Source organism: Cohnella rhizosphaerae (assembly GCF_029525575.1).
GTDB classification, from domain to species: Bacteria; Bacillota; Bacilli; order Paenibacillales; family Paenibacillaceae; genus Cohnella; species Cohnella rhizosphaerae.
This window is the reverse complement of record NZ_JAPDIA010000009.1, coordinates 1,135,185-1,159,879: the sequence shown is the minus strand read 5'-3', so window position 1 is coordinate 1,159,879 and position 24,695 is coordinate 1,135,185. Positions and strand designations below refer to the sequence as shown.

Annotated in this window: 20 protein-coding genes and 2 pseudogenes; 4 read left to right on the top strand and 18 right to left on the bottom strand. The window is 62.2% G+C overall.

What is annotated here, in order from left to right:
• Positions 1-158: 158 nt before the first annotated feature.
• The 10 genes from OMP40_RS39325 to OMP40_RS39280 form a co-directional block, all read right to left on the bottom strand.
• On the bottom strand, positions 159-1,523 hold the full coding sequence (locus tag OMP40_RS39325) for a glycosyltransferase family 2 protein (protein ID WP_277539640.1): 1,365 nt from the start codon (positions 1,521-1,523) through the stop codon (positions 159-161).
• A gap of 37 nt (positions 1,524-1,560) precedes the next feature.
• Positions 1,561-2,565, bottom strand: coding sequence for a GT-D fold domain-containing protein (locus OMP40_RS39320; protein ID WP_277539639.1), 1,005 nt, complete (start codon positions 2,563-2,565; stop codon positions 1,561-1,563).
• The gene (locus OMP40_RS39315) at positions 2,562-3,287 is read right to left on the bottom strand and encodes a sugar phosphate nucleotidyltransferase (protein WP_277539638.1); all 726 of its coding nucleotides are present in this window, start codon (positions 3,285-3,287) and stop codon (positions 2,562-2,564) included. The genes OMP40_RS39320 and OMP40_RS39315 overlap by 4 nt, the downstream gene beginning before the upstream one ends.
• A 13-nt stretch (positions 3,288-3,300) precedes the next feature.
• Positions 3,301-3,966, bottom strand: a complete 666-nt coding sequence (locus OMP40_RS39310) for a glycosyltransferase family 2 protein (protein WP_277539637.1) — start codon at positions 3,964-3,966, stop codon at positions 3,301-3,303.
• Positions 3,932-5,050, bottom strand: coding sequence for a hypothetical protein (locus tag OMP40_RS39305; protein ID WP_277539636.1), 1,119 nt, complete (start codon positions 5,048-5,050; stop codon positions 3,932-3,934). The genes OMP40_RS39310 and OMP40_RS39305 overlap by 35 nt, the downstream gene beginning before the upstream one ends.
• Positions 5,047-5,850: a glycosyltransferase family 2 protein gene (locus OMP40_RS39300; protein ID WP_277539635.1), complete on the bottom strand. Its 804-nt coding sequence runs from the start codon at positions 5,848-5,850 to the stop codon at positions 5,047-5,049. Before OMP40_RS39300 ends, OMP40_RS39305 begins: the two co-directional genes overlap by 4 nt.
• Positions 5,851-6,148: 298 nt before the next feature.
• A complete protein-coding gene (locus tag OMP40_RS39295; protein WP_277539634.1) occupies positions 6,149-8,656 on the bottom strand; it encodes a WIAG-tail domain in 2,508 nt (835 codons plus the stop codon).
• Entirely contained in the window at positions 8,553-9,260 is a 708-nt protein-coding gene (locus tag OMP40_RS39290; RefSeq protein WP_277539633.1) for a hypothetical protein, read from the bottom strand. The genes OMP40_RS39295 and OMP40_RS39290 overlap by 104 nt, the downstream gene beginning before the upstream one ends.
• Entirely contained in the window at positions 9,253-11,424 is a 2,172-nt protein-coding gene (locus OMP40_RS39285; protein WP_277539632.1) for a hypothetical protein, read from the bottom strand. Before OMP40_RS39285 ends, OMP40_RS39290 begins: the two co-directional genes overlap by 8 nt.
• A 19-nt stretch (positions 11,425-11,443) precedes the next feature.
• On the bottom strand, positions 11,444-11,695 hold the full coding sequence (locus OMP40_RS39280) for a hypothetical protein (protein WP_277539631.1): 252 nt from the start codon (positions 11,693-11,695) through the stop codon (positions 11,444-11,446).
• A 220-nt stretch (positions 11,696-11,915) separates the two neighbouring features.
• Between OMP40_RS39280 and OMP40_RS39275 the strand changes: the two are divergent.
• Positions 11,916-13,266 (top strand): annotated as a pseudogene (locus tag OMP40_RS39275) (Nramp family divalent metal transporter).
• Between the two features lie 68 nt (positions 13,267-13,334).
• Here OMP40_RS39275 and OMP40_RS39270 read toward each other — a convergent pair.
• Positions 13,335-14,477: a glycosyltransferase family 4 protein gene (locus OMP40_RS39270; protein ID WP_277539629.1), complete on the bottom strand. Its 1,143-nt coding sequence runs from the start codon at positions 14,475-14,477 to the stop codon at positions 13,335-13,337.
• A gap of 239 nt (positions 14,478-14,716) precedes the next feature.
• Between OMP40_RS39270 and asd the strand changes: the two genes are divergently transcribed.
• Positions 14,717-15,517, top strand: a complete 801-nt coding sequence (asd, locus tag OMP40_RS39265) for an archaetidylserine decarboxylase (RefSeq protein WP_277539628.1) — start codon at positions 14,717-14,719, stop codon at positions 15,515-15,517.
• 271 nt (positions 15,518-15,788) lie between these two features.
• On the opposite strand, the gene OMP40_RS39260 is transcribed toward asd, so the two are convergent.
• From OMP40_RS39260 to OMP40_RS39250, 4 genes and pseudogenes are all read right to left on the bottom strand, one after another.
• Positions 15,789-16,538, bottom strand: coding sequence for a hypothetical protein (locus OMP40_RS39260; protein WP_420872125.1), 750 nt, complete (start codon positions 16,536-16,538; stop codon positions 15,789-15,791).
• A complete protein-coding gene (locus OMP40_RS43000; RefSeq protein WP_420872145.1) occupies positions 16,516-16,710 on the bottom strand; it encodes a transposase in 195 nt (64 codons plus the stop codon). Before OMP40_RS43000 ends, OMP40_RS39260 begins: the two co-directional genes overlap by 23 nt.
• A 269-nt stretch (positions 16,711-16,979) precedes the next feature.
• Positions 16,980-17,766: pseudogene (locus tag OMP40_RS39255) on the bottom strand (helix-turn-helix domain-containing protein).
• Positions 17,759-19,390, bottom strand: a complete 1,632-nt coding sequence (locus OMP40_RS39250; RefSeq protein WP_277539626.1) for an aminotransferase-like domain-containing protein — start codon at positions 19,388-19,390, stop codon at positions 17,759-17,761. The pseudogene OMP40_RS39255 and the gene OMP40_RS39250 overlap by 8 nt, the downstream one beginning before the upstream one ends.
• A gap of 115 nt (positions 19,391-19,505) precedes the next feature.
• Between OMP40_RS39250 and OMP40_RS39245 the strand changes: the two genes are divergently transcribed.
• Both OMP40_RS39245 and OMP40_RS39240 read left to right on the top strand, forming a co-directional pair.
• Positions 19,506-20,120, top strand: a complete 615-nt coding sequence (locus tag OMP40_RS39245) for a pyridoxamine 5'-phosphate oxidase family protein (RefSeq protein ID WP_277539625.1) — start codon at positions 19,506-19,508, stop codon at positions 20,118-20,120.
• A 151-nt stretch (positions 20,121-20,271) separates the two neighbouring features.
• Positions 20,272-21,585: an aminotransferase class I/II-fold pyridoxal phosphate-dependent enzyme gene (locus OMP40_RS39240; RefSeq protein WP_277539624.1), complete on the top strand. Its 1,314-nt coding sequence runs from the start codon at positions 20,272-20,274 to the stop codon at positions 21,583-21,585.
• 89 nt (positions 21,586-21,674) lie between these two features.
• Here OMP40_RS39240 and OMP40_RS39235 read toward each other — a convergent pair whose 3' ends face one another.
• From OMP40_RS39235 to OMP40_RS39225, 3 genes are all read right to left on the bottom strand, one after another.
• On the bottom strand, positions 21,675-22,181 hold the full coding sequence (locus OMP40_RS39235; protein WP_277539770.1) for a GGDEF domain-containing protein: 507 nt from the start codon (positions 22,179-22,181) through the stop codon (positions 21,675-21,677).
• The gene (locus tag OMP40_RS39230; protein WP_277539623.1) at positions 22,075-23,223 is read right to left on the bottom strand and encodes a PAS domain-containing protein; all 1,149 of its coding nucleotides are present in this window, start codon (positions 23,221-23,223) and stop codon (positions 22,075-22,077) included. Before OMP40_RS39230 ends, OMP40_RS39235 begins: the two co-directional genes overlap by 107 nt.
• 213 nt (positions 23,224-23,436) lie before the next feature.
• Entirely contained in the window at positions 23,437-24,690 is a 1,254-nt protein-coding gene (locus OMP40_RS39225) for an ABC transporter permease (protein ID WP_277539622.1), read from the bottom strand.
• Positions 24,691-24,695: the final 5 nt, after the last annotated feature.

Below are 24,695 nucleotides of genomic sequence, written 5' to 3'. Positions count from 1 at the left end.
ACATCTTATGCGGCGCTTGCCCGTTTGCCACTCGAAGATCGATCGTCGCCGATCGAATCATTGCCTCCGCAGCGCGGCAAAAAAAGCGTTTCGCCAGCTTCCCGCACACTGCAGAAAGGCGAGCCGGAATCGGCTCGCCTCGTGTTCGAATAGATGCATTACAAAGCCTGCAGCAGCTTCGGGAGCGCGATGATCGGAGCGCCTTGGCGCCATCCCTCAAGCGCTGTTTCCGACACTTCCGCCATCGGCTTGAGATGCAGATTCCAGCTCTTCAGCGCGGCGGAACCGAGCAGGGGCCTTGCGGTATCCCCCTCCAGATGATAAGCCGTTCCGTCCGGCAGCAGCGCGACCGCGCACGCTTTTCCTTCGACAGGCACGACGCCTGCATGCCAGCGCTCCAGCGCTTCCTGCGCTTCGATCGGCTCTCCGATCGGCCATCGGCGAAGATCGACGCGCGAGAGCTTCACGGCCTCGATCGGCAGCACGCCGGCCACGAGCCTTCGCTTGCCGCCTTCCACCCAATAGACGTCGGCATCGCCTACCCGTACCGCTACCCCGCTTGGGAACAGCTCGCTGAGTCCCAACGATCCGTCCCGCCCATCCTTCCCCGAGGAAGACGCGACGATGCCGGACCACCGCTGCCAGCCCCGCCATTTGTCCAGATAGTAACGCTCGTTCGCCGAATGAACGCGCTGGAAGCCGTCGCCGAGCGCCCGGATGCTGACGCTTCCGAAGTGATGGATGAACGTATCGCCCGCGATCACGAGCCGCTGGCCGAGCAGCCGCACACGGATGTCCCAGTCGTCGTCCTCGAAGTTGCCAAGCTCGAAGCCTTCGTCCAGGTAGCCTAGCTTGAGAAAGGTCTCCCGCTGCATCAGCACGCAGAAGCCGACGAGACGATCGGTATTCCGCCAGCGATTCGGGTCATGCCGGTTGAATCTCGAGGCGAACGACTGCATATCGTGAATGTCGGTGTACGGTACCTGGATCTGCTGTTCCCCGCTGATAAAGTTCGTCACCGGTCCCACCATGCCGATGTCCGCATCGCTCTTCAGACAGGCAAGCAGGTTCTCCAGCCAATTCTCGGTGACGAGCGTATCGTTGTTAAGCAGCATCAACGTCCGGCCCTTCGCCATCATGAGACCGATATTGCACGCCCCCGCAAAGCCCAGATTGCGCTCAAGCACCCGATGCCTAACGATCGCCCCGAGTCTCGCCAAATATTCGGCCGTTCCGTCGGTCGAGCCGTTGTCGACGACGATAATCTCGTAGGCTGGTTCCGTATATCTGACGATGCTGTTGATGCACTTGGCGAGCAGCTCTCGCTGGTTGAACGTAGGGATGATGATGCTGGTGCCGTCGAAAATCGTATCGTAGCTCGCAAGCCCCGCCTGTACGCCTTCGCGATATCCGTTCTCGTGGCCGTCCTGGTACCCGGGAGCCTCCCTTGCGATCGTCCTGCGCCGCCGGGAACGCTGCCGAACGACGCGTCTGCCCCCGCGAGACGCTCGATATTTTACCATCCGCGTCTGCCTCCTTTCTATGAGCGTCTTCCGAACGCTACGCGTTCGCCGGCGCCGGCGTCCCGCCCAGCCTGTCTGCCATATGGCCGAAATCGAACGCCACCTTGCCCGTCCGCTCGGCGAGCCAGACGCAGATCGGGACCGCCGCGACGCCCGCGGACACGAGCGCCAGATCGAACGGCACCGCGGCCGCTCGTTCCACGGCGGAAGCATAATCCGCGATGCCGTCTACCGGCGAGACGGTATGAACGACATCGAGGCCGGCCGCCCGCAGCGCGCGGGCCAGCGCTTCCGCGCTGTTGCCCACGATCGCGATCCGTTTGCCGGCGGCCAGCCGCATCAGCTGACCCGACTCGTACAGGGCGTAATTGATCGTCGAGCTCGTGAGACGCAGCGACTCGGGCGATACGCCGTTGCGTCTGAGCGCTTCGAACAGCAGCGGCTGATAATTCGGCCTGCGCGACAGCGGGACGCCCACGACCGTCGCCTTGCGGACGGCGGCCGCGAGCGTATCCCTCGCCTCGCCGTCTGGCGCGTCGACCCCTGCGTACGACAGAAACGGGCTCTCCCGGGCGATCTCGTCGGCCGGCTTCAGCGTATCCTGCGCCAGCGTGAGAAGCTCTCCGTCGCCCAGACGCACGACGCTGCAAGGACTGCCCGCCGCCAGCGCGGACGCCATCTCCGCGCATAGCTCATCCGGTCCCATCAGCCTGAGACTGCGCGTCAGCACGTGCGGTATTCCGGCTGCGATCGCTTCGGCCACCGAGATGTCCGGCACGATCCGGTCGGCGGGCAATGCGGCTTCGAGCAAACGCTCGCCGCCGTCGTACAGACCCTCGCGATAACCTTTCACATAGTCCGGCGCATCCCGCTGCATCGCATGGTTAGCAAGAAGGGCAGCCCGCTTGGGCCTTTTTCGCCGCATTCGATCCTTGCGCCCGGACATGCCGACGCTCCGCCTTCCGCCACGCCTGACGCCGCCGGAACCTGCCTTGTGCCGCTTCGAGGACGCGCCGGCGCGCCGGCGGGCGATCCTTTTCACGGCAAGACGCCCTTCAGCTTCCCGCTCGCTTCCTCGAGCGATTCGAAGGTTCCCGCGTCGTTCCACCAGCCCGACAGCTCGCGGAACGTCAGCTTGCCCGCATGGGCGTATGCGTTGTTCACGTCGGTGATCTCCAGCTCGCCGCGCTGCGAGGGCTTGATCCCGTCGATGATGTCGAACACGTCGGCATGGTACATGTAAAGGCCTGTGACGCAGTAGGAGGAAGCGGGATGCTCCGGTTTTTCTTCGATGTGGAGAATCCTGCCCCCCGCCTGATCCATCTCGGGAACGCCGTACCGGCGCGGATCGTCCACCGGGTAAAGGAGCACCATCGCACCGTCAGGTTGACGCTGAAAGTCCTGGAAGTAAGGCGCGACCGACTCGGAGAACAAATTGTCGCCGAGCAGCACCGCGAACTTCTCGCCGGCATGCAGCATCGGGCGCGCCAGCTCCAGCGCTTGCGCAATGCCGCCCGCTTCCTCCTGGACCCGGTATACGATCGAGACGCCCCAGTCCCGTCCGCTGCCCAGCACCTCGACGAAATCTCCGAGCGAGCCCCGCCCCGTTACGAGCACGATATCCCTGACGCCAGCCTCGCGAAGCCTCGCGATGCCGTAACAGATCATCGGATACCTGCCGACGGGCAGCAAATGCTTGTTCGTCCAGTACGTGAGCGGCTTCAGCCGCGTTCCCGAGCCGCCTGCCAATATTACGGCTTTCAAGGCCACCCCTCCTTTAAAATATGCCGAACGCGTCCAAGCTCCATTTCTCGTCGAAGGCTTGCCGGTCGAACGCCGTCTCGCTGTTGCCGTCGCGCGTGCCGGTAAAAGACGCGGCAGATCGGCATACGAGCCGTCCGCGCACAGGCTTCGGCTCGTATCCGTTCAGTCTCGATCGCAGCGCATAATCCGCGAACGTCCAAACGCCGCTGCGAAAGCGGGGGTCGAGCATCCCGATCCGCTCCGCCGCCCGTCTGCGCATCGCGATGCCCGCTCCGCCCATGTACGCGTTTGGAGCGCTCGTCCCGTTGAAGTCCTCCTCCGGCAAGACCGAGAGAATCGCCACGCCTCCGCGATCGCCCTCTCCCAGCGCCTCCTTCAAGCCGGGCAGCCAGCCGGGAAGGGGCGTCCAGCCTTCATCCAGCAGGACGATCTCATCCGCAGCCGCTAGCCGTATGCCTTTGTTGAAGGCTTCCGCAAGCCCGACCTTGCCCGGCAACGCAATACAGGCGATGCCGCTCCTCCTGCACCAATGCGCCGTCTCGGAAACGCGCTCCGATGGCCCCGATGCGACTACGATGAGTTCCACCGCTTCTTCGGCATGCCGCCGAACCGCTTGAACGCATTCCTCGAGCCATGCCGGACCGTTAAAGCCGGGCAAGACGACCGCCGTCTTCTCCATGGGCCTCTCCTCCGATCGCTTGACGATTGCGCTTGCTGTCCGGAAAGCCGAGTCTCGCGTCCCGCATAGACAGGCAATCCCGCCAAGCCTCGATATGGCCGCTTCCTGCCGATGCCGGTTCCCGCTCGCCCGAGCCTGGAACGGTCCCGCAAACCGATATGCGTAAACCCTGTACGAGCGCTGCCGCCTGCGCCCGCGCGGGGATGCCGAGCGCTTCGGTACCGATGGCGTCGATCGCCCTGCGCGACAAGACGAACGGCACGCCGCCGATCGCGTCCGCGCGCAGATCGGGCCTGCCGAGGGAGACATTGAGAAACTCCCGCAGCCATGATTCGGCTCCTCTGCGATTGAACGCTCCCTCTTGCGTCGTTCTGTCGCTCAGGACGACGTCCGTACCGGCGTCTGCGTGAACGAGCAGCGCGCCGAGCAGCTTGGCGGAGCAAGGCTTGGCGCCGTCCGCGAACAGCACCGCATCCGCTCCGGTCAATCTGGCGCCCGCGGCGCGGGCCGCATGCGGACTCACGTACCCGGCCGGAGAATGAACCGCGACGACGCGCGGGTAAGACAGCAGCGTCTCAAGCGTCCGTTCGGCGCCTGCGCCCAGCACGACGACGATCTCCTGAAGCGGCAGACGCTCGAGTTCGGACAGCACCGACGGAAGCCTTGATTCATTTCCTTCCGCATACAGAACCGCGGATGCCGAACGCCGAAGGGGGAGGAGCTCGCCGTGCAGCTCCAGCCCGCTGCCCCTGCGGATGCCCTCCGCATAAGCCGCTCCGTAGCGGCTGAACCGCAGAAGATTTCCTGGGCCTGCAGCCGAATGCCGGCAAGCTTTTTCAGTCCAGGTACGCTGGGCATAGCTTCTTAGCGCCTCGACCGTACCTGCCGGATGCGCCGAACGCCACGCGGCGCCGTCCATCTCGCCTTCGCGCCGCCATCGCGCGGCGTCCTTGCCTGCCGTCCGAACGGGGACGGCGTTTTTTCTGTCGAACCTGCTATTGACGCGTCCGCGTGCGGCACGACTCCGACGATAAACGCCGTTTCGAACCGATGGGATGCCCTTCCGGGCCGTTCTCCTTTTCATGGGCCGTCACCGCGGCCCGCGACGTTGCCTGGCGGAGATTGCCCCGCGGCTCCGTCGCTTTTCAGCCACCAGCCGATCGCCTCCAGATGGTCGCCGATGATCAACGGCTCCAGCGAGCCGGAGCGTTCCCGCTTCGTCCGCGGCCGATTAAGCGTGCCTACATCGATATGACGCACCCGCCTGACGCTTAATCCTGCATGCAGCGCCTTCGTCATCGCGAGCGGCGGCACCGCGAGCGCCTCCGCGCCGATCGCGGCAAGCGCCTGGCGGCTGATCGCGTGGGGTACCGCGGTCATCGACGCCCCTTCGAGATCCGGCCTGCCCAGCAGCGCATTCAGCGCATGCTTCGCCAGAATGACGTTGTGGACGACCGGCCGCTTGCGCGGACCCGAATAATCGTTCAACGCGATATCCGTGCCCCGCTCGATCGCGCTCGTGAACGTTCGCAGCCGGGCAGCGGGAATGACCATGTCGGCGTCGATGAACAAGAGCGTATCGCCCGACGCCGCCCGTGCGCCGACGGCCCGGCCGACGTCGTGGCCGAGAGGTCGGTCGTATACGAGGACGCGCGCGCCGCTCGCCCTGGCGATCGCCAAAGAGCCGTCGGTAGAACCGTTCAGCACGCAGATGACCTCGGTGTTCGGATGAATGCGATACGCCTCGCGAATGACGCGTCCAAGCGTCCGCTTTTCGTTCATCACCGGGATGATGACCGAGACTGCGGGAGCGCGCCAGGCGTCTTCCCCGTCCGCGCCTGTCCGGCTCGTTGGCGCGCGAACAACCGTCGGAGGACGCCGCATGGCGGGCGCGCCTCTAGTTCCGCCTGGCGCCCCGCCCCGGCGAGCGGATCGGATACGCTTCCGGCGGACGGGCGTCCTGACGCGCTTCAGACGTGCGAATCTGTCGCTGCCGGTCCGGTGCCTCATCGAATCCCCCCCTGTCAGGCAGCAGTGTACAGGACATCATATGTGCAACGTGTCCCAACGCAACGGCATTTGTACGAGAGACAGGAGCCTTTGCGTTTTTATGTAAAAGGGAAAGCGGCGAAAAAGCCCTCGCCGCCGCGAAACGGGGCGAGGGCTTAAGCGTCCTATCGGATCAATTCGATTTGGCGCCGACGGCCATCCATTGAATTCGGCCCTTCGAGACCGGCGACAAACGCGTACGGCAGACGTCGAACGTCGACTTTTCCGCCGACTTTTCCTTGAGCGAACAAATGCAGCCCGGCTGATCTGCCATGGCAAAAACGACATAAGCATCGTCCGCGTAAGGCGCGTCGAACGAAACCGTTACCTCGATCCGGTCTTCGATGCCTGCGAACGAATAATCGACGTGACCGAACGCCAGCGATACGCCGGGAACCGCCGCAGCGACGGCAAGCATGGGCAACGCGGGCTGTTCCGCCTTGATCTCCGGAGGAGAGAACTGAAGCTTCTTCGTCTGAAGCGCGTCGTTCAGATCCGTCAGCAGACCGCCGACCTCGGGCGAAAGTTTATCGAACGTAACGGCGCCCGCCGCCAGGTGAGCGTTATTTACGCTCTCGTTGCGCAATTTGTCCGCGCCGACAGCGGCGTCGGCCAGATGCTCGTAGCCGACCGCGCCCGGCTCCAGCTTGCTGGCGGTCACGCTCCATTCGCCCAGCGCTTCCCGTTCGACGCTTCCTTCCCCAAGGTGGTAGGCCAGAATCGCGCCTTGACGGATATGGCCTGCATCGACGCTGCCTTCGGCCAGTTTTCCGCCGTCTACAGACCGTTCCTCGATATGAATAGACCCGACGCTCGCGGCTGCCAGCTTGTCGAAGGTAACGGCGTTGTTGTCCAACTGGTTCGTACCGACCGCGAAAAACGAGAGCGCAGACGTCTTGACGGCGCCTTCGGCCAGCTTGTCGGCCGTCACGCTGCCGTCCGCCAGCTTCGCCGAATCCACGCTGCCCTCGGCCAAGGCAAATGCATCCAAACATCCCGCGGCGAGTTTGGCAGGCGTGATGCTGCCGTCGGCTAATGCGACTGTGTCCACGCTGCCCTCGGCCAGGATCGTCGAATCGACGCTGCCTTTGGCAAGCTTGCTTGTCGTCACCACGCCATCGGCGAGCTTCGACTCGCTCACACTGCCGTACGCCAGCTTCGACTCGCTCACGCTGCCATCCGCCAGCTTCGACTCGTTCACGCTGCCTTCCGCCAGCTTCGACTCGCTCACGCTGCCGTCCGCCAGCTTCGCCCCGCTCACGCTGCCGTCCGCCAGCTTCGACTCGCTCACGCTGCCATCCGCCAGCTTCGACTCGCTCACGCTACCATCCGCCAGCTTCGACCCGCTCACGCTGCCATCCGCCAGCTTCGCCCCGCTCACGCTGCCGTCCGCCATCTTCGACTCGCTCACGCTGCGGTCTGCCAGCTTCGACTCGCTCACGCTGCCGTCCGCCAGCTTCGCCCCGCTCACGCTGCCATCCGCCAGCTTCGACTCGCTCACGCTGCCATCCGCCAGCTTCGCCCCGCTCACGCTGCCATCCGCCAGCTTCGTCTCGCTTACGCTGCCGTTCGCCAGCTTCGACTCGCTCACGCTGCCGGCAGCCAGCTTCGCCTCGCTCACGCTGCCGTCAGCCAGCTTCGCCTCGCTCACGCTGCCTTCCGCCAGCTTCGTCTCGCTCACGCTGCCGTCAGCCAGCTTCGCCCCGCTCACGCTGCCATCCGCCAGCCTCGACTCGCTCACGCTGCCGTTCGCCAGCTTCGCCCCGCTTACGCTGCCATCCGCCAGCTTCGTCCCGCTCACGCTGCCGTCCGCCAGCTTCGACTCGCTCACGCTGCCGTCCGCCAGCTTCGCCCCGCTCACGCTGCCTTCCGCCAGCTTCGACTCGCTCACGCTGCCATCCGCCAGCTTCGCCCCGCTCACGCTCCCATCCGCCAGCTTCGTCTCGCTCACGCTGCCATCCGCCAGCTTCGTCTCGCCCACGCTGCCATCCGCCAGCTTCGACTCGCTCACGCTGCCGCCAGCCAGCTTCGCCCCGCTCACGCTGCCGTCCGCCAGCTTCGCCTCGCTTACGCTGCCGTCCGCCAGCTTCGACTCGCTCACGCTGCCATCCGCCAGCTTCGACTCGTTCACGCTGCCTTCCGCCAGCTTTGCCTCGTTCACGCTGCCTTCCGCCAGCTTCGCCCCGCTCACGCTGCCGTCCGCCAGCTTCGCCCCGCTCACGCTGCCATCCGCCAGCTTCGACTCGCTCACGCTGCCATCCGCCAGCTTCGCCCCGCTTACGCTGCCGTCCGCCAGCTTCGCCTCGCTCACGCTGCCGTCCGCCAGCTTCGCCTCGCTCACGCTGCCATCCGCCAGCTTCGCCTCGCTTACGCTGCCGTCGACCAGCTTCGCTGCGTTTACGCTGCTTGCTGCCAGTTTGCTGGCGATGACGCTGCCGTCCGCCAACGAAGTGGACTCTACGCTCCAAGCAGCCAACTTCCCCGCGGTAACGCTGCCCGCCGCCAGATTCACGGCGCTCACGCTACCTTCCGCCAGTTTACCAGCAATGACGCTGCCTTCGGCCAGCGCGGAAGCGCCCACGCTGCCGGCAGCCAGCTTGCTTGCAATGATGCTGCCGTCTGCCAGTGCCGCCGACTCCACGCTGTCCGCGGCCAGCTTGCCTAACGTTACGCTCCCCTTGGCGAGCGCAGACGAACCGACGCTCCCCCTTGGCGAGCTTGCCGGACGTCACGCTGTTTTCCGCCAATGCCGCCGATTCGATACTGCCCGCCGCCAGCTTCTCGGCCGTGACGCTGCCCTCGGCCAATGCCGACGTTCCCACGCTGCCCGCAGCCAGCTTGCTCGTTGCAACCGCTCCATCCTGCAATTGCGAAGTCCCTACCGCGTTCGTCTGCAATCGGTCCGCACCGATCGGAGCGCCCGCCTCCGCGATCGCGGCAAGCAAGATCGGATCCAGCTGGCTCGGACCGACGGCGCCGGAAGCCAAGTGGCCGCGGCCGACGGCGCTGTCCGCGATGCTCGACGATGTGATGCTCGCGTCCGCGAGCTTGTCGCTCGTAACCGCGCCGTCCGCCAGTTTATCTTCGTTCACGATGCCGTCGGCGAGTTTTTCCGACGTAACCGAGCCCGCCGCCAGCTTCTCGGCCGTTACGGCATTCGAACGAAGATGGTAAGCCGTAACTGCGGCTTCCTCGATTCTTTCCGCGTCGATCCGGCTCTCCGCAAGCGCGGCGATCTTAAGCATGTCGGACGATAAATGACGGAGAGAGACCGCACCTCGGCCGAGATGAATCCCCCCTTACGGCTTCCGGCTGCAGCTGGGTTTCGCCCACGCTCATCGCGTCCAGCTGCGCCCAGCCTACCGCGCGGTCGGCCAAAGCTTCGCGCGTTACGCTGCCTTCGCTCAGTTTATCGGACGTAATGGCGCCTGAAGCGATCGCGCCTGCGTTCACGCTGCCTGCGGTCAAATGACGGACTTCCACGGCGCCGTTTGCCAGCTTGCCGGCCGTCACGCTCAATTCGGCTAGCTTATCCGTCGTAATCGATCCTGCCGCGATCGCATCCGCGGTTACGCTGTCGGTCGTCAGATGGTGTCCCAACACGGCACCTTCGGCGATCGCGTCACCGGTAACCGCGCCATAGCGCAGCTGTTCGGAACCGACCGCGTCAGGCGCCAGCTTCGAATGTCCGACGGCGCCTTCGGCGAGCTGCTCCGGACCGACGGCGCCGGACTGGATCGCATCCCTGCGTACGCTGTTTGCCGTCATATGCAAGTCTCTAACCGTATTCTCAGCAATCTCGTTTCCGCCGATCGCGCCTTTGGCGACCGCCGGCCGGCCGACGGCGCCAGGCCCGAGCTTCGCCGCCGTTACGCTTCCGTCCGCGAGCTTCGCGCTCGCGACCGATAGGTCCGCCAGCTTTTCTGCCGTGACCGACTCCGGCGCCAGCTTTAATGAAGTCACGACATGATCGTTCAGATGGTGGGCGGATACCGAACGAATCGCGAGCTGCCGACCGCCGACTGCGCCTTCGGCCAGTTGATCTGCCGTCACCGCGTTCGAACGGATCGCCGCCGTATCCACGGCGCCGGACGCCAGTTGTTCGCTCCCGATACTTCCTTTGACGAGGTGGCTGGCTTCGATCGTGCCCTGCGCGATATGCGGACCGCGTACGGCAGCGCCCGCGATCTTCGAAGCCTGAATCGCGCCATCGGCAATGTGCGCGGTGCCTACCGCCCCATCCGCCAGTTGGTCGGCCAATACGGAGCCGGCCGCGAGATGCGCCGGACCGACGGCGCGGGCGGCGAGCTTGGCGCCGTTCACGGCGCCGTCCGCCAATTGATCGGCGCCTACGGAACCGGGTGCCAGACGGTCGCCGCCGATCGCGCCCGCTGCGATATGCTTGCCCTGCAGCGTTCCGTTCGCGACATGGTCGGCCAGGATGAGCCCCGGCGTCAGATGCTCCGGACTGATGGCGCCTGCAGCAATTTTCGCCGGTCCCACCGCTCCGTCGCGAATTTTCGTGCCAGTCACGGCGCCATCGGCCAGCTTGGCGGTATCCACGCTTTCATGCGCCAGATTTTCGGTCGATACGGAGCCGCGTTTGATCTTGTCGGACGTGATCGACTGTTCCTGCAGCAGCTCGGATGTAATGATCGACAGCGACAGATGCTTCGCTTCGATGGAGCGTTCGGCTAGTTTATCGCCGCTGATAATCCGGTCCGCCAGCTTTTCGGATGTGATGCTGCCGTCCTTGAGCTTGTCGCCCGTGACCGACTTGTCGCGCAGCTTTTGACCCGAGACGGCGTTTTTGGCCAAATGCTCGCCCGTGATCGTCTCCTGCGCAATCTTCTGCCCGCTGACCGATCGATCGGCCAGCTTGATCTGGGAAACGGCATAGTCGGCCAGCTGCGCCGTTGTCACAGCCTCGCTGTCGATGTGCGAAGTACGCACCGCGCGAGGCGCGAGCTTGCTCTCCGCGACGGAGGCGTCCGCCAAGTCGTCCGTGTATACGAGCGGCTTCGGCTTCCCCGGCAGCCGCTGTTCCAGCAGCCTGTCGTAGCGGGCCTCCCGGTCGAAGTAAGGAGAAGGCACGTCGTTCGCACGAACGGATTCATTTGGAAAGGGGACGTCTGCGGGCGATGCCGCGACGGTTTCGGCTTTTTCTTTTTTCGTGCCGCCGGTAAGCGCTGGCGTCGCTTCGGAAACCGAAACGAATTCGTCGGCGCGGAAATTCTTGTCGTCGGCATCGCCAGCCTTATCCAGGTCTCCCAGGTCGTCGGACGTCACGAAATCGTTAATGATGCCGGTCGTGAAAAAGTCGGCTTGAACGCCGTCGGCTCTCGGCCGATGTTTAACGTTGCGCCTTGCTTGGCTTTCATCGACGCTTTTCGTCAATGAAGAAGGCAAGGAAGAAGGCGAGGCTTCCTTAGCTATGAAGGGGGCGGCAAGCCGTAATCCCCGGATCCTTGCCAACGGCCGGCTGCACCTCCGCAGCAGCGGGAGCGGCAGGGGCCTGAGGCGCCTCGGCAGCAGCCGCGCTGTGAAGTCCCAACTTGTCTTGTTCCTCCGAGCGCAGCTCCTCGACCCAACTCAACTCCTGTTGATTGGGGTTATCTACAAAGTAAAGCGGTTGTTTGCGTACCGGCCGCTTCTTTTTCCCGGATTTTGATGTCTTCATGTGAGGCTCCTTCCCGAATATGATCTGCCTCATACTATGCAGGCATCCGGGCGGGTGTCACGACAGCTTCAAGCCTCCGTAAAAATGCAGTTTACTTTTTCAGGGTTCGGGCGTATATTAAAACCTATCAGAGGTTTTGCCTCAATGCAACTTTATGTCCTATATGCCAAAATTATTGCCTTATGCAGATTATATTTAATTCAACAAGAGGTGATCCGCCATGAAAGAAGAAGCCGCCCTCAGCACGCCGCCAGCCAGCGGCTGGCGACGCAAGGAAGGCATGCCGTCGCTGCCCGAAGCCCACAGAAGTTTGAAGGTTCCGCACAAAGGCTCGCTGATCCGCAAGTTTCTGGCTTTTGCCGGTCCCGGTTATCTCGTCGCGGTCGGCTACATGGATCCAGGCAATTGGGCGACGGATCTGGCCGGCGGCTCGCAGTTCGGGTACGCGCTGCTCTCGGTCATTTTGCTGTCCAACCTGATGGCGATGGTGCTTCAGGCTTTGTCAGGCAAGCTTGGCATCGTTACCGGCAAAGATCTTGCCCAGGCTTGCCGCGATCACTACAGCAAGCCCGTAGCGGTCGGACTGTGGGCGCTCTGCGAGCTTGCCATTGCCGCCTGCGATCTGGCGGAAGTAATCGGGGCCGCGATCGCGCTCAACCTGCTGTTCGGCATCCCGCTGCTGTACGGCGTTATTTTAACCGCATTCGACGTCCTTATCATTTTGTTCCTTCAGAACAAAGGGTTTCGATACATTGAGGCATTCGTCATCGCGCTGATCGTGCTCATCGGCGTATGCTTCGGCATCGAGCTGTTCTTGTCGCAGCCGTCCATCTCCGGCATCGCCAAAGGCTTCGTGCCGAGCGCGGAGATTATTTCTAACCCGACCATGCTCTATATCGGCATCGGCATTCTCGGCGCGACGGTCATGCCGCACAATCTGTATCTGCACTCGTCGATCGTACAGACGCGCGATTACGACCGCACGACCTCCGGCAAACGCCAAGCGATCAAGTACGCGACCTGGGACTCCTCGATCGCGCTGTTTTTCGCACTGTTCATCAATGCTGCGATTCTGATTATCGCGGCTGCGGCCTTTCACACGAGCGGCCACTCCGAAGTGGCCGACATCGACGAAGCCTACCATTTGCTCGCGCCGCTGCTCGGTACGGCCGCTGCATCCGTCCTGTTCGGCGTCGCGCTGCTCGCTTCGGGTCAAAACTCCACGCTGACCGGCACCCTTGCCGGCCAGATCGTCATGGAGGGCTTCCTGAACATCCGAATGAAGCCTTGGCTCCGACGGCTCATCACGAGGCTTATCGCGATTGTGCCGGCAGTGATCGTGACAGCCCTGTATGGAGAAAAGGGAACGATGGACCTGCTCATCCTAAGTCAGGTCATCCTATCCTTGCAGTTATCCTTCGCCGTCGTTCCGCTCGTCAAGTTCACGTCCGATCGCGTCAAGATGGGGGGAGTTCGTCAACAAAGCCTGGCTGAAGTGGCTGGCCTGGTCCATCGCGGCGGTCATTATGGTCCTCAACGCGTATTTGCTGTTCCGCACGTTTTTCGGTTGATTTCCGTTAAAAAAGAAGCCCGCGCATCCTTGCCGCGCGGGCTTCTTCGTGCGTGCTGTACCCTACCTCTACGGCCTGCCGCTGCCAACGTCCCGCTCGAGCTCCGCAAGCCATCGGTCGGCCGTGTGCCGCCATGTAAACCGCTCCAGGATGCGCTCGCGTCCCATCGCGCCCATCCGCGTGCGGAGCGCTTCATCGTCCAGCAGCTGCGATATCCGATCGGGAAGTTCCGCGGTCAAGCGGCGCGGATCGACCAGAAATCCGGTGACGCCGTCCTCGACGATCTCGGCGATGCCGCCGACGCGGCAGGCCACGACCGGCAAGCCCGATGCCATCGCCTCCACGTTGACGAGTCCGAAAGCCTCGCGCCGCAAAGAAGGAACGACGGCCACGTCAGCCATGCCGAACCAGGCAGGCATTCGATCGTGCGATACGTAAGGTTCGAAATGTACGTACCGACGCCATGGCCTTGCCATGCGCAGCAGCTTGCGCGAATACGCGGAAGTGCGGCTTGAACCGTAAAAGGGAGAACCTACGATGACGAGCAGCATATTCGGATGGCGGCGAACGAGCGCAGGCAGCGCCGCAAGCAAGTGGTGCACGCCTTTCAAGGGAATAAGCCGTCCCGCGAATAACACGATCTGACGGTGCTGCCATCCCTGAGCGATTCGCAAGTGCTCGCGAAGGGCGGGAGCGCCGAACCAAACCGGATCGACGCCCGGATAGACGACTCCGAGCTTGGAAGCCAGGCTGGGCGATCTTCTCTCTACGTCCGCTTTCAAGAAGCGGCTGTTCACGATTATCCGGTCGGCCGCGCCCAGGCAGGCTCGAAGCTCCGCGGGCGAGATCGCTTTCCCCGATATGAACGTATTCGAATGTAAATGAAGCCATACGCGCGCTCCCGGAAATCTCCGCTTCAGCAACGGTACCAGCCGCGGCCGGTTTTCCACCTCGATGAGCTGCGGCCGGTAGGCGCGAAGTCCCGCGAGCACGCCGGACAGGTAAGCGCGTTTCCCCGGCGCGCGTAACCGTTCGCAGCGGGCACCGTGCAGCATTCCCCTTCGGGGCAGCCCTTTTGCGGTTCTCCCGTAAATGCACACCTCCAGGCGATCCGCGAGCAAGGGAACGAAATTTTCCACGACGCGTTCCACGGAGCCCCCGCGCGGCGCGGGGACCGGATATGCGCCCGGCGTGACGAATGCGGCTCTCATGGGATCACACCCCTCGTCCTGTACTTCAGACAGCATACACCCGAAGGCCTTCGCCGGACACGGCAGGTACCCGCAGCTAACCGAATGGCCTGCAAATAGATGATTAAAGCGGCGCATACGTAGGCGCCGGTCACGCAGGTTGAAGTTTGGGCACCGATATGTCACACTTAGGAACGACTGCGCGCGATTCGCGCTCGCGGTCCCGAATCCAATTAATGAGGCAAAGGAGTGGCCGCACGATGAACCGTTGGCTGCTGCGCGCCATGACGGAGCTGTCTTCGCGCAAATTCATATCCCGCTTGACGGGGAGCTTCGCCAAATCGCCGCTTAGCCGGCGCCTGATCCCCAAATTCGCCGCCCTATACCGGATTCCGGTCGGAGAAGCGGAGAAGCCGCTTGCCGAATACGCGACGCTGAACGAATTTTTTACCCGCCGGCTCGCGCCGGGCAGCCGCAATATCGACGCTTCGCCCGACGCGCTAGTGAGTCCGGTGGATGCCCGAATCGCCGCCTTCGGTCCGATCGAAAACGGGCTGCTTCTGCAAGTCAAAGGTCAGGATTATTCGCTGGAAGAGCTGCTGAATCGCTCGCCTCGCAGCGGCCAATACCGCAGCGGCTATTATTGGGTGCTCTACCTGAGCCCGACCGATTATCACCGGATACACGCGCCCTGCGCAGGCGAGATCGTCGAGACCGAGCACATCCCCGGCCGGGTATATCCCGTAAACGAACGAGGTTTGACGCTGATGCGGCGCGTGCTCTCCCGCAACGAACGTCTCATCACTTATTTGCGTCACGGCAGCGGCGAGCTCGCTGTCGTTAAGGTCGGCGCGCTCAACGTCAGCAGCATTAAATACGTAGAAAAGCTTCCTCGGACGCTCGATCGCGGCCAGGAGCTCGCCTACTTCGAATTCGGCTCCACGGTCGTGCTGCTGACGGAAGACGACACCTTTCTGCCGCTGCCGGGATTCCAAGCCGGCGATCAGGTCCGCGTAGGACAACTGCTCGGCACTTTAGCCGCGGATACAGCCATACGCTAACTTCAACGACCTTTGCCGGCTGCGATTAGGCGGTGATTCCCTTTCTCCGTCAGCATGTTCGGCATGGGTCTTGTTTGTTGCTGGTACGCTTCAGTACCAGCCTTCCCTCCGATAGAACCCCTTTTTGACTCATTTACACGATATCCCCTTCGCTCAGGAAGTCGCCCCAAGGAATCATACCGACGGAACTCCAAAAGTAACCTTTAAAAAATTCATATTACGAACAGCATTTAAACAACTATTGACATGCCACCATACGGTCGCCGCATGCTCAAGAAATGCATATCGAACGAGACAGCTTCGCCCGATGCGTTTGACCGGTCCAACGAATCGAACGGACGCCGTACCGCTTGCGTACGAGCTCGGGTTGCGTAATCGTGCGAATACGACCGCAAAGCGATAGCAGCTTAGCGAGCCCGTCCGTTCTTACATTCACGCGGAAGCAGTATTCATCCAGGTAAGCCTGCAAATGCTTGGGTCCGATGCCGCCGAACGTCCGTGCCAGCCAACCGATCGCGCCGCGCCAGACGGCGCCCAACGCCGTCACGCCCTCGCAACCAGACGCCTTGACGACCTCGATGCGCCGATGACCCGCTCTGTCCTCTGCCGCATGCCGCCACAAAAATCCGCCGAACGAATCGGCGGCGAACGCACGGCGACTGAATGCGTCGGCGGACATTCGCTTGATCTTAACCTCCGCCAGCGCTCCGCTCTCCGGGTCGATCGAAGCGCCGGCAACGGCGGGCTCTTCCCGGTATGTCAGCGGATCCGCGGGACGGTTCGTCGCAGGCCGCGCATAGAAGTCCCCCAACAGCTGCAGATCTCCGATCAACGGCCGACCCTCGTCGTGCACCTGGATCGCATAGCGAAGCTTGTGATTGATCAGCCAGGCGGTCTTGTACGTCACCTGGATCAGCTCCGCCAACAGCTTGGCCGATATGCCGGTCTGCATCAGATACAACGCGTGAAACCACTTCACGAGCGGCGTACGGGTGCCTTCAAGAATCGTGCCGGCCGTCAACGAGGTCTGGCGAGCGCACGAGCGGCACTCGAACAGCCGCGGGCCGCGCGAACCGATCCGATAAAAGTCGGGTCCCCCCGCATCGCGGACAACGAAAGCCGTCAGGCCACTTCGCACGAAAAAGGGCGGTCTCGCAATCTTCTTCGCAAAAAGTCGGCGCCTGCTCGCACATCCGGTTCGAATCGCTCATGACGTTTCCTCCAAAATATAAGAACTTATGTTCTTATTTTACCTGTTAATCCCATATCGTGCAAGAGAAAAAAATACGGTCAATAGCGAAAGTTCCCTGTGCGAAGGGGATATCGTTGCAACGCACCGCACAAGCAGCGATCGGGCCGACGTATCGGGAAGTTCCCTGTGCGAAGGGGATATCGTTGCAACGGCGGAAATGGTCCTCACATCGAGCGAATTCCCAGTCTCATCCATATAAAAAAAGGAGCCCTATCGGATCTCCGACGGGCTCTTGCCTGTATACTGTTTGAACTGCCGGCTGAAAAAGAAGATGTCGCGGTACCCGAGCGCGTCGGCGACTTCGGTGACGTTCATGCCCGCATGCAGCAGCAGATGCTGCGCCCGCTCGATCCTGGTGCGTATCATGTACGTTTGAACCGAGGATCCGATCAGTTCCTTGAACTTGACCGAGAAATATCGGGGCGATAAACCCGCTCGCGCAGCCAGATCGTCCACCCGGTGAGACTCCCCGGGATGCTGCCGGATGTAGTTGGCGATCTCGTGGATGCTCTCGGTCAGCTGATTGCTCGCCTTGCGTTCGACGGGTTCCTCCAGGTCGTTTCGCAAGAGATGGATGATGAGCTGCTTGAGCACGAGCCTCGCTTCTTCCTCCGCCGCGAACGTCTTGACGAGGAAGAGCCGAACGTACCGCGCCAGCAGATGCTCGAATTCGAACGTATCCTGCAAAATCCGGTACGGCTTGCGGCACGAGCTTCACCGGCACGTTCACGTCGAAATGAATATAGGTTAATACGAGCGGCTTCTGCGGATTATGCGTCGCGCTCGTATGATCTCCCGGCCTGAAAAGGAAACAGCTTCCTTTTTCTACCGGATAAGCCCGGCCGTTCAGCACGACCTCGCCCTCTCCGCTCCATACGTAAAACAAATCGTAGTTCGCGAGCGGTTGTTCTCGCTTCTGCCACTTCCAGCCGGGCTCGCATACGATCTTGGCCAGGTAAAGCTTGAGCTCGTAGGCATCCGGCGACGCATCAAGCATCTTCCGCTCCTCCATTCCTTGCTGCGTACTTTTGCATTGCCGGCTTGTCTTCCATGCGCTCGTCCAAGAGGCCCTGCCTTACGGCCGTCTCGCGAATCCGGCGCATTCCCGCGGCAATGCCTTCTTCGTCCAGATGAGCAAACCCGAATAAGGCGGTACGCTCAGCCGACCGTTGTTCGGCAGCGTATGCCGAGCCGTCTCCCCAGCTAACCCCAGCTTGTCCGCATGCTGACGCGAACCGTTCGTAACGTTCCGGCGAATCCCTCCAGGTCGCGAACAACAGTAATCCCGCGTCCGCGGGATGTACGTCGAACAGAGGCGCCAGCTTCGACAGCTCCTCCCGGAGCAGCCCCTGCAGCCGATTAAAGACGCGGCGGCTGCGCCGCAAATGGCGGTCGTATTCTCCCTGGTTCATCCAGTCCGCCAATGCGCGCTGTTCGGTCAGGCCCGCCGGATAGGGATCGTAGAGCTGTTTGGCCAGCAAAAACGGTTCGCGAAGCGCGGAGGGCAGCACCGCGTAGCCGATTCGCACTTCCTGCCGCATCGCTCGCGAAAACGAGCCGACGTAGACGACCCGCTCCTGCCGATCGAGCGACTTGAGCGGCGCTAGCGGTCGCCCCGACCAACGGAACTCGCTGTCGTAGTCGTCTTCGACGATCCAGCCCTCCCGTTTGACGGCCCAGTCCAGCAACGCCATCCTGCGTTCGTAAGTGAGCACCGCGCCGGTGGGGAACTGACGGGTGGGCGTGACGAACAGCAGCTGCGCCGGCCAATCGCCCGGTACGATGCCTTGGCGATCGACAGGCGCCGGAATCAGCGCGGCGCCGCTCGCCCGGATCGCCCGTTGAATGCCGCTGTAGCAGGGGTCCTCCGCGACGGCCGATTTGCCCGGCTCAAGCAGCAGCTGCGCCAGCAGCGCGATCGCCTGCATGGAGCCGCCCGTCACGACGATGTCTTCGGCCTCGCACAGGATGCCGCGCTCGCGCCGCAGCCTTCCCGCGATCGCCCGGCGCAGCTCCGCGCTGCCCGCCGCGGACGTGCCGTCGTCTGCAGGGGCGGGCCCCCCGCCGCCGCCACTCCGCCGATACCGCGGCTTTCCACGACATCCAGGGAAACCATCGCTCGCCCATGCCGCGCGGTTTAAAGGAGATCGATTCTTGAATCGGGCAGCCTTTCCGCTTGCGTTTGTTCCGGCGGAGACACGCCCAGCCAAGCCTCCCGCACGAGTCGTATCCCCCCATCGCGACAGTCCGAATGCCGCCGAATCCGCGGGAGCTGCCGCCGGCACTATGTCTGCGCCATGCGCCTCGGCATTCGGGGGCGGCTCCGTCGCGTCGTCGCCGCTCCTCTGGCGCGACTCCGCCGGCCGCGCGTCCGCTCCGGCGACATACGTGCCGCGTCCGACCGATGCGCGCACGTAGCCCTCCGCGGCGAGCATCTCGTACGCGATGCTGACGCTGCCTCGGGACAAGCCGTATGCGTCGGCCAACGTCCGCGTCGAAGGCAGCTTGGCGCCGGGCGGAAGCTGGCCGGCGACGATGCTGTCGCGAATCGCCTGGTACAGGGCGAGATGTTTGACGCCGCAAGCCGACAATCGCACGTCGTAGGGTACTTGAATTTGCATAGCCGCCCCACTTCCTCGTTGCAATGGACCAATGTTTTTAATGTAAATTGGATCTTTTGTCTTGTCAATGTCGGACTTAAAATAAGACTCACAGCAAAAAAGGGAGGCGGCTGCGATGCGCAGAAAAGAGTTTGAAGTGGCAGATGACGAAGTTTGCGAGGCATTCCTGAACGAACGGGACGACGGCGTGCTGACCTTTAGCGGCAGCGACGGCTGGCCGAAGGCGGTGCCGCTGAACTACGCGTACGCCGGTGGGAACGTTTATTTTCACGGAAGCAAAAAGGGAGAAAAAATGAGCGGACTCGCAGAGGACGATCGGGCGGAATTCGTCGTCTACGAAGCGCATGCGTTTATCCCTTCCTATTATAGCGATCCGTTGATGGCCTGTCCGGCGACGCTCTATTTCCGCTCCGTTCGCATCCGCGGCCGGGTGGAGCAGGTCGAAGACGCCGGAGAAAAGGCGATCGCGCTCGCTGCGCTGATGGCCAAGCTGCAACCCGAGGGCGGCCATCTGCCGATCGATGCAGGGCATCCGAAGTATGCCGCACAGCTTAAAGGCGTGGCCGTGCTTCGTCTTGGCATCGAGGAAATGACGGGCAAGTTTAAATTCGGACAGAACCTGTCCGAGAGTAAACGCGGCGAAGTTATCAACGGATTGGAAAACAGGGGCCGGCAAGGCGATCCGCAGACCGTCTCGTTCATGAAGGCATTGGCGCCGAAGCGGGATTAAACCTGCCTTGGCGAAAATCGCTCAAGGATTGTTCACCTTCCGGGCCGACGCGCGGGTGACGCGTATGGAACGATCGTGTATAATAGCAACTGATGCCCTGCCTGAGAAAATTTCTCACAAGGGAACTCGATCATGTGGAAGGATGACGGCAATGAACCCCCTCGCGCAACAGCTCAACGACACCATCGCCAAGGAACAGCCTCGATTCGCGGAGATGCTCTCCGGACTCGGCAAGGCCATTTATTTTCCCAAGATAGGCATCCTGAGCCAATCTGCCGAAGCGAAGCAAAAAGCGAAAACGTATAACGCGACGATCGGTATCGCGACGGAAAACGGGCAGCCGATGCACCTGAAAATGATCCAAGACAAATTGTCCGCTTATCAGCCAAAGGACATTTACGAATATGCGCCGCCGGCCGGCAAACCTGAGCTCCGCACCGCTTGGCGGGAAAAGATGCTGAAGGAGAACCCTTCGCTCGAAGGCAAGACGTTCAGCATGCCCGTCGTCACGAACGCCCTGACGCACGGCCTGAGCATCGTCGCGGATCTGTTCGCCGATGTCGGGGACGCCGTTATTATACCTGACAAGAACTGGGAAAACTATGAACTGACCTTCGGCATTCGCCGCGGCGCGGAGATCGTGGAATACCCGCTGTACGCAGCAGACGGACTGTTCAACGCTCAAGGCCTGCGCGAAGCGCTGCTCTCCCGCAAAGAACAGGGTAAGGCGATCGTGCTGCTTAACTTCCCGAACAATCCGACCGGCTATACGCCGAGCCGCGAAGAAGGCGCCTCGATCGTCGCGGCGATCAAAGACGCCGCCGAAGCCGGCATCAATGTCGTCGCGGTGACCGACGACGCGTACTTCGCGCTTTTCTTCGAAGACTCGATGCACGAATCGCTCTTCGGCGCATTGTGCGGTCTGCACGAGCGCGTACTGCCGATCAAGATCGACGGCGCCACCAAGGAAGAATACGTGTGGGGCTTCCGCGTCGGCTTCATTACGTACGGCGGCACCTCGGAGCCTGCGCTCGCCGCCCTGGAGCAAAAGACGCTCGGCATCATCCGCGCGACGATCTCGAGCGGGCCGCATCCTTCGCAGACTTTTGTGCTGGACGCCCTGAAATCGCCTGAATTCGAAGCTCAAAAAGCGGAGAAGTACGCCATCATGAAAGGCCGCGCAAACAAGGTGAAGCGCCTGCTCGACAGCGGCAAATACGAAGGGGCATGGAGCTATTACCCCTTCAACTCCGGCTACTTCATGTGCCTACGGCTCGACGGCATCAGCGCCGAAGCGGTCCGCCAGCGCCTGCTCGACCGTTACGAAGTCGGCACGATCGCGCTCGGCCAGCACGACCTGCGCGTCGCGTTTTCCTGCATCGAAGAGCCTTTCCTTGAGGATCTGTTCGATCGCATCTACGCCGCCGTGAACGAGGTTAGAGCCGAAGCTGCAGATCAAGCTTAGCTTTCTAGCGCAAAAGGTTGCCGGAAAAATAGGAAAAGGCCTTGCTCGCGTTCATCTTACGATGACGGCGGCAAGGCCTTTGTCGCTGTTTAGGCGCCGGTGCCGGCAAACGCCTGCACATATACGCTGTACCGGTTGCGCCCTTGATCTTTGGACTTGTACATCGCAATGTCCGCTGCATGCAGCAGTGCGGTCGTATCGCTCCCGTGAGCGGGCCAGTGGGCGATGCCGATGCTGACCGTGACCGGAGAATCGGGGGAAATCGCGCCGCGATGCCCCGTCAATGCGGCCAGCAAATTTTCCGCCGTCTCCGCAGCTTCCCAGGTGCCGCCGACATCGGGGAGAACGACCGCGAATTCGTCGCCGCCCAGCCTGAACAGCATCCCGCTGCCGGACGTACATTCCCTTAATTTAGACGCAATCTCGCGCAAGAGCTTGTCCCCCGCTTGATGGCCATGACGGTCGTTTACGGCCTTGAAGCGATCCAGATCAAGCAGCAGCAGCGCGCCTTCCGTACCGTTCTGGAGCAGCGAGGAGAGCGTCTCCTGGAAATAGAGCCGGTTGCCGACGCCTGTTAACGCATCGTGATAGGCCAGATACCAGATCTCCTCTTCCGCTTTTTTTGCGCCCAGTCTCATCTTGAAGCACGACGCAATACATCCGTTCGCCTTCCGCCGTGACCTCGTTCAGATGAACGGTCATCCGCCGTGACTCGCCGGCGATGTCGACCATCCCGACTTCCACCATCGCCGAGCCTGCTTCGCCGAGCGGCAGCCGCTCTCCCTGATCGAGAAACATGGCTATCGGCTTGCCGATCAATTCCGACGGCGGCAGGCCGAGCAGCAGCTTGACGACCGGATTCGCCTCGCGAATCGAGCCGTTTTCGTCGAGCAAAAGGACGCCGAACGGGGACAGCTCGAACAGCACGCGATACTTTTCCATGACCGAGGGCATGAGACCGTAGTGCAATATCGCCCTGCGGATGAAGAAAGCGAAAAGCAGCATGGCATACAAGCCGATCAGATGGGCATATGCCGCCGAAAATCCGCTCCGTCCCGCTACGATCGCAGTCAACGTTACGACGGCGCCGACAAGAATTCCCAAGCCAGCCTGAACATGCTGGGCGCTTAAGGAATCGGAGGCGCTTCGAGCCTTTTTCCGTCCGATCAGCCAAACCGCCGAAGCGTACAGCCAGACCGTCGCCGCCAAAACAATCATGCTTGCCCGCGTGCCTGCCCCCGGGTTGAAAGCCGCGCCGCCCGCATACGCCCCGTAAACGTTCGGCTGGAATACGACCAGCACGATAAGAACGAAGGGGATCGCAAGCGCGATATCCAAAAAATTCATCGGCGACTTTTTCGATTGCGCGCCAAGCTGTCGGATGAAAAACATCATCAGGAATCCAAGCACGCATGTCGGAACGATCAAAAGTCCGTTGGCGAGCTTCGCCGCATCCGCCTCGGGAAAAAACGAGGCCAGAAACGAAGCGCCGAACTGCATCGCCATCAAGGCGAACAGAACCGAGGCCAAGCGATTCAACCGGTGCAGGGGGTTGCGCAGGAAGACTTCGGCGGACAGCCAGCCGAGCATCGCGCCGGGGATGATGTGAAGGGCGAGGTTCGTTAAAAATCCGCCCATGTATCAGTCCTCCTATAGGTTTCCATTCATTTTATATGCGATCGTTAGGAGCAGAATCCGGTTTGTTCGCGCATACATTTATGAGCGGGCTCGACGAGCCCTTTGACGAGATAGAATCCTGAATATTGGTTACAAAGTACTATTCTATAACAGGGTCTGATTTCCTGCTTGTCGTTTGTATGTTGTACGTTAAAGTCGTTTGTATGTTGTACGTTAAAGTTCCTCGTCTTCGTCTCTGGCGGCCAATCGCCTTGGCAGCAGCCAGCCTGTCCAGACAAGCGCGAGCGCGAGGGCGATCAACCACCAGGCAGGAGAAGCGGCGGCATGGGGCGACCAGGCGATCAGCCAGAGCAGCGCGGCGGCGGCAAGTCCGGCCGCTCGGACGACGGCCGACGCAGCCGCGTTTCGACCGTCGGGAGAGAGCGGAACGACGGATGCATGCTCGGCAAAACGGATTCGTCCGAGCTCGGTGAGCTGCAGGCCGCCGACGACCATGCCGACGACGTATACCATCGCGTCGACGGCGGTCGAATGCGCGAACAGCGCGATGACGGCCATCAGCGCGCACCAGCGCCAAAAGGCGCCGAACGCTTCGCCGCGCAAAAACGTCTTCGCATAAAGAAAATGCCAGGCGAACCGCCGGTTACGCGGCATCCGGTCCGCGATCCAGGCGATCCAGGCGCGCGAGGCGGCCGGAGGCGCCTCGGTCGGGATATCCACGAACCAGCCGAGGAAGGAGAGCCAGCGCCGACGCGCGGCGGATTCCTCCGCGATGAGGCGGTCCCACGGCAGCTTGTGGCGAGGCGTGAGCAGCGCAGCCGTCGACACGGCCGCCGCCGCGAGCAGCGCAAAGCCGGCTGCGAGCGGCAGCGGCTTGGTCAACAAAGCGGCCGCGGCCAGCAGAACAGCCGTCCAGCGGGCAATGCGCAGCGTCAGACGGGCGGTTCCCGACACCGCCCGGCGCTCCTGCCAGGCCGCATATGTATTCCAGCCGGCGACCAGCGCGATCGCCGCCGCCAGCGCGCCCCATTCGGCCGGCCTGTTGGGGGCGGCGTCGGCCGTGACCGGCGCTTTGGCGTACAAAGGCGCAAAGATAAAGAAGACGATCAACGCGCGAATCGCTCCGAACAAAGCCGACCTGCGCAGCGTCGGATACAGATTCACGGTCAGCACGCCGGACTCCGCCGGCAGCAGAAACACCGTATCGGCCGGCTGGAGATAGCTCCGAAGCGGCGTATAGACGGATGCGAAAAAGAGCAATGCGACGCCGACGACATCCGCGGGCCATGCGGGCGGCATATCCGACAGGAGGCCGGCATATCCGGCGAGCAGCGTAATGCCGATCGCGGCCAGCAGCATCGCGAATCCGCTTTGCGCTACGTATCGCAGGTAAGGGAACATCTCGCGCCTGAACGCCGACGCCCGTTCGCGACGCCAATCCCCCGAGCCCCCGGGGCTTTTCCTCACGAACC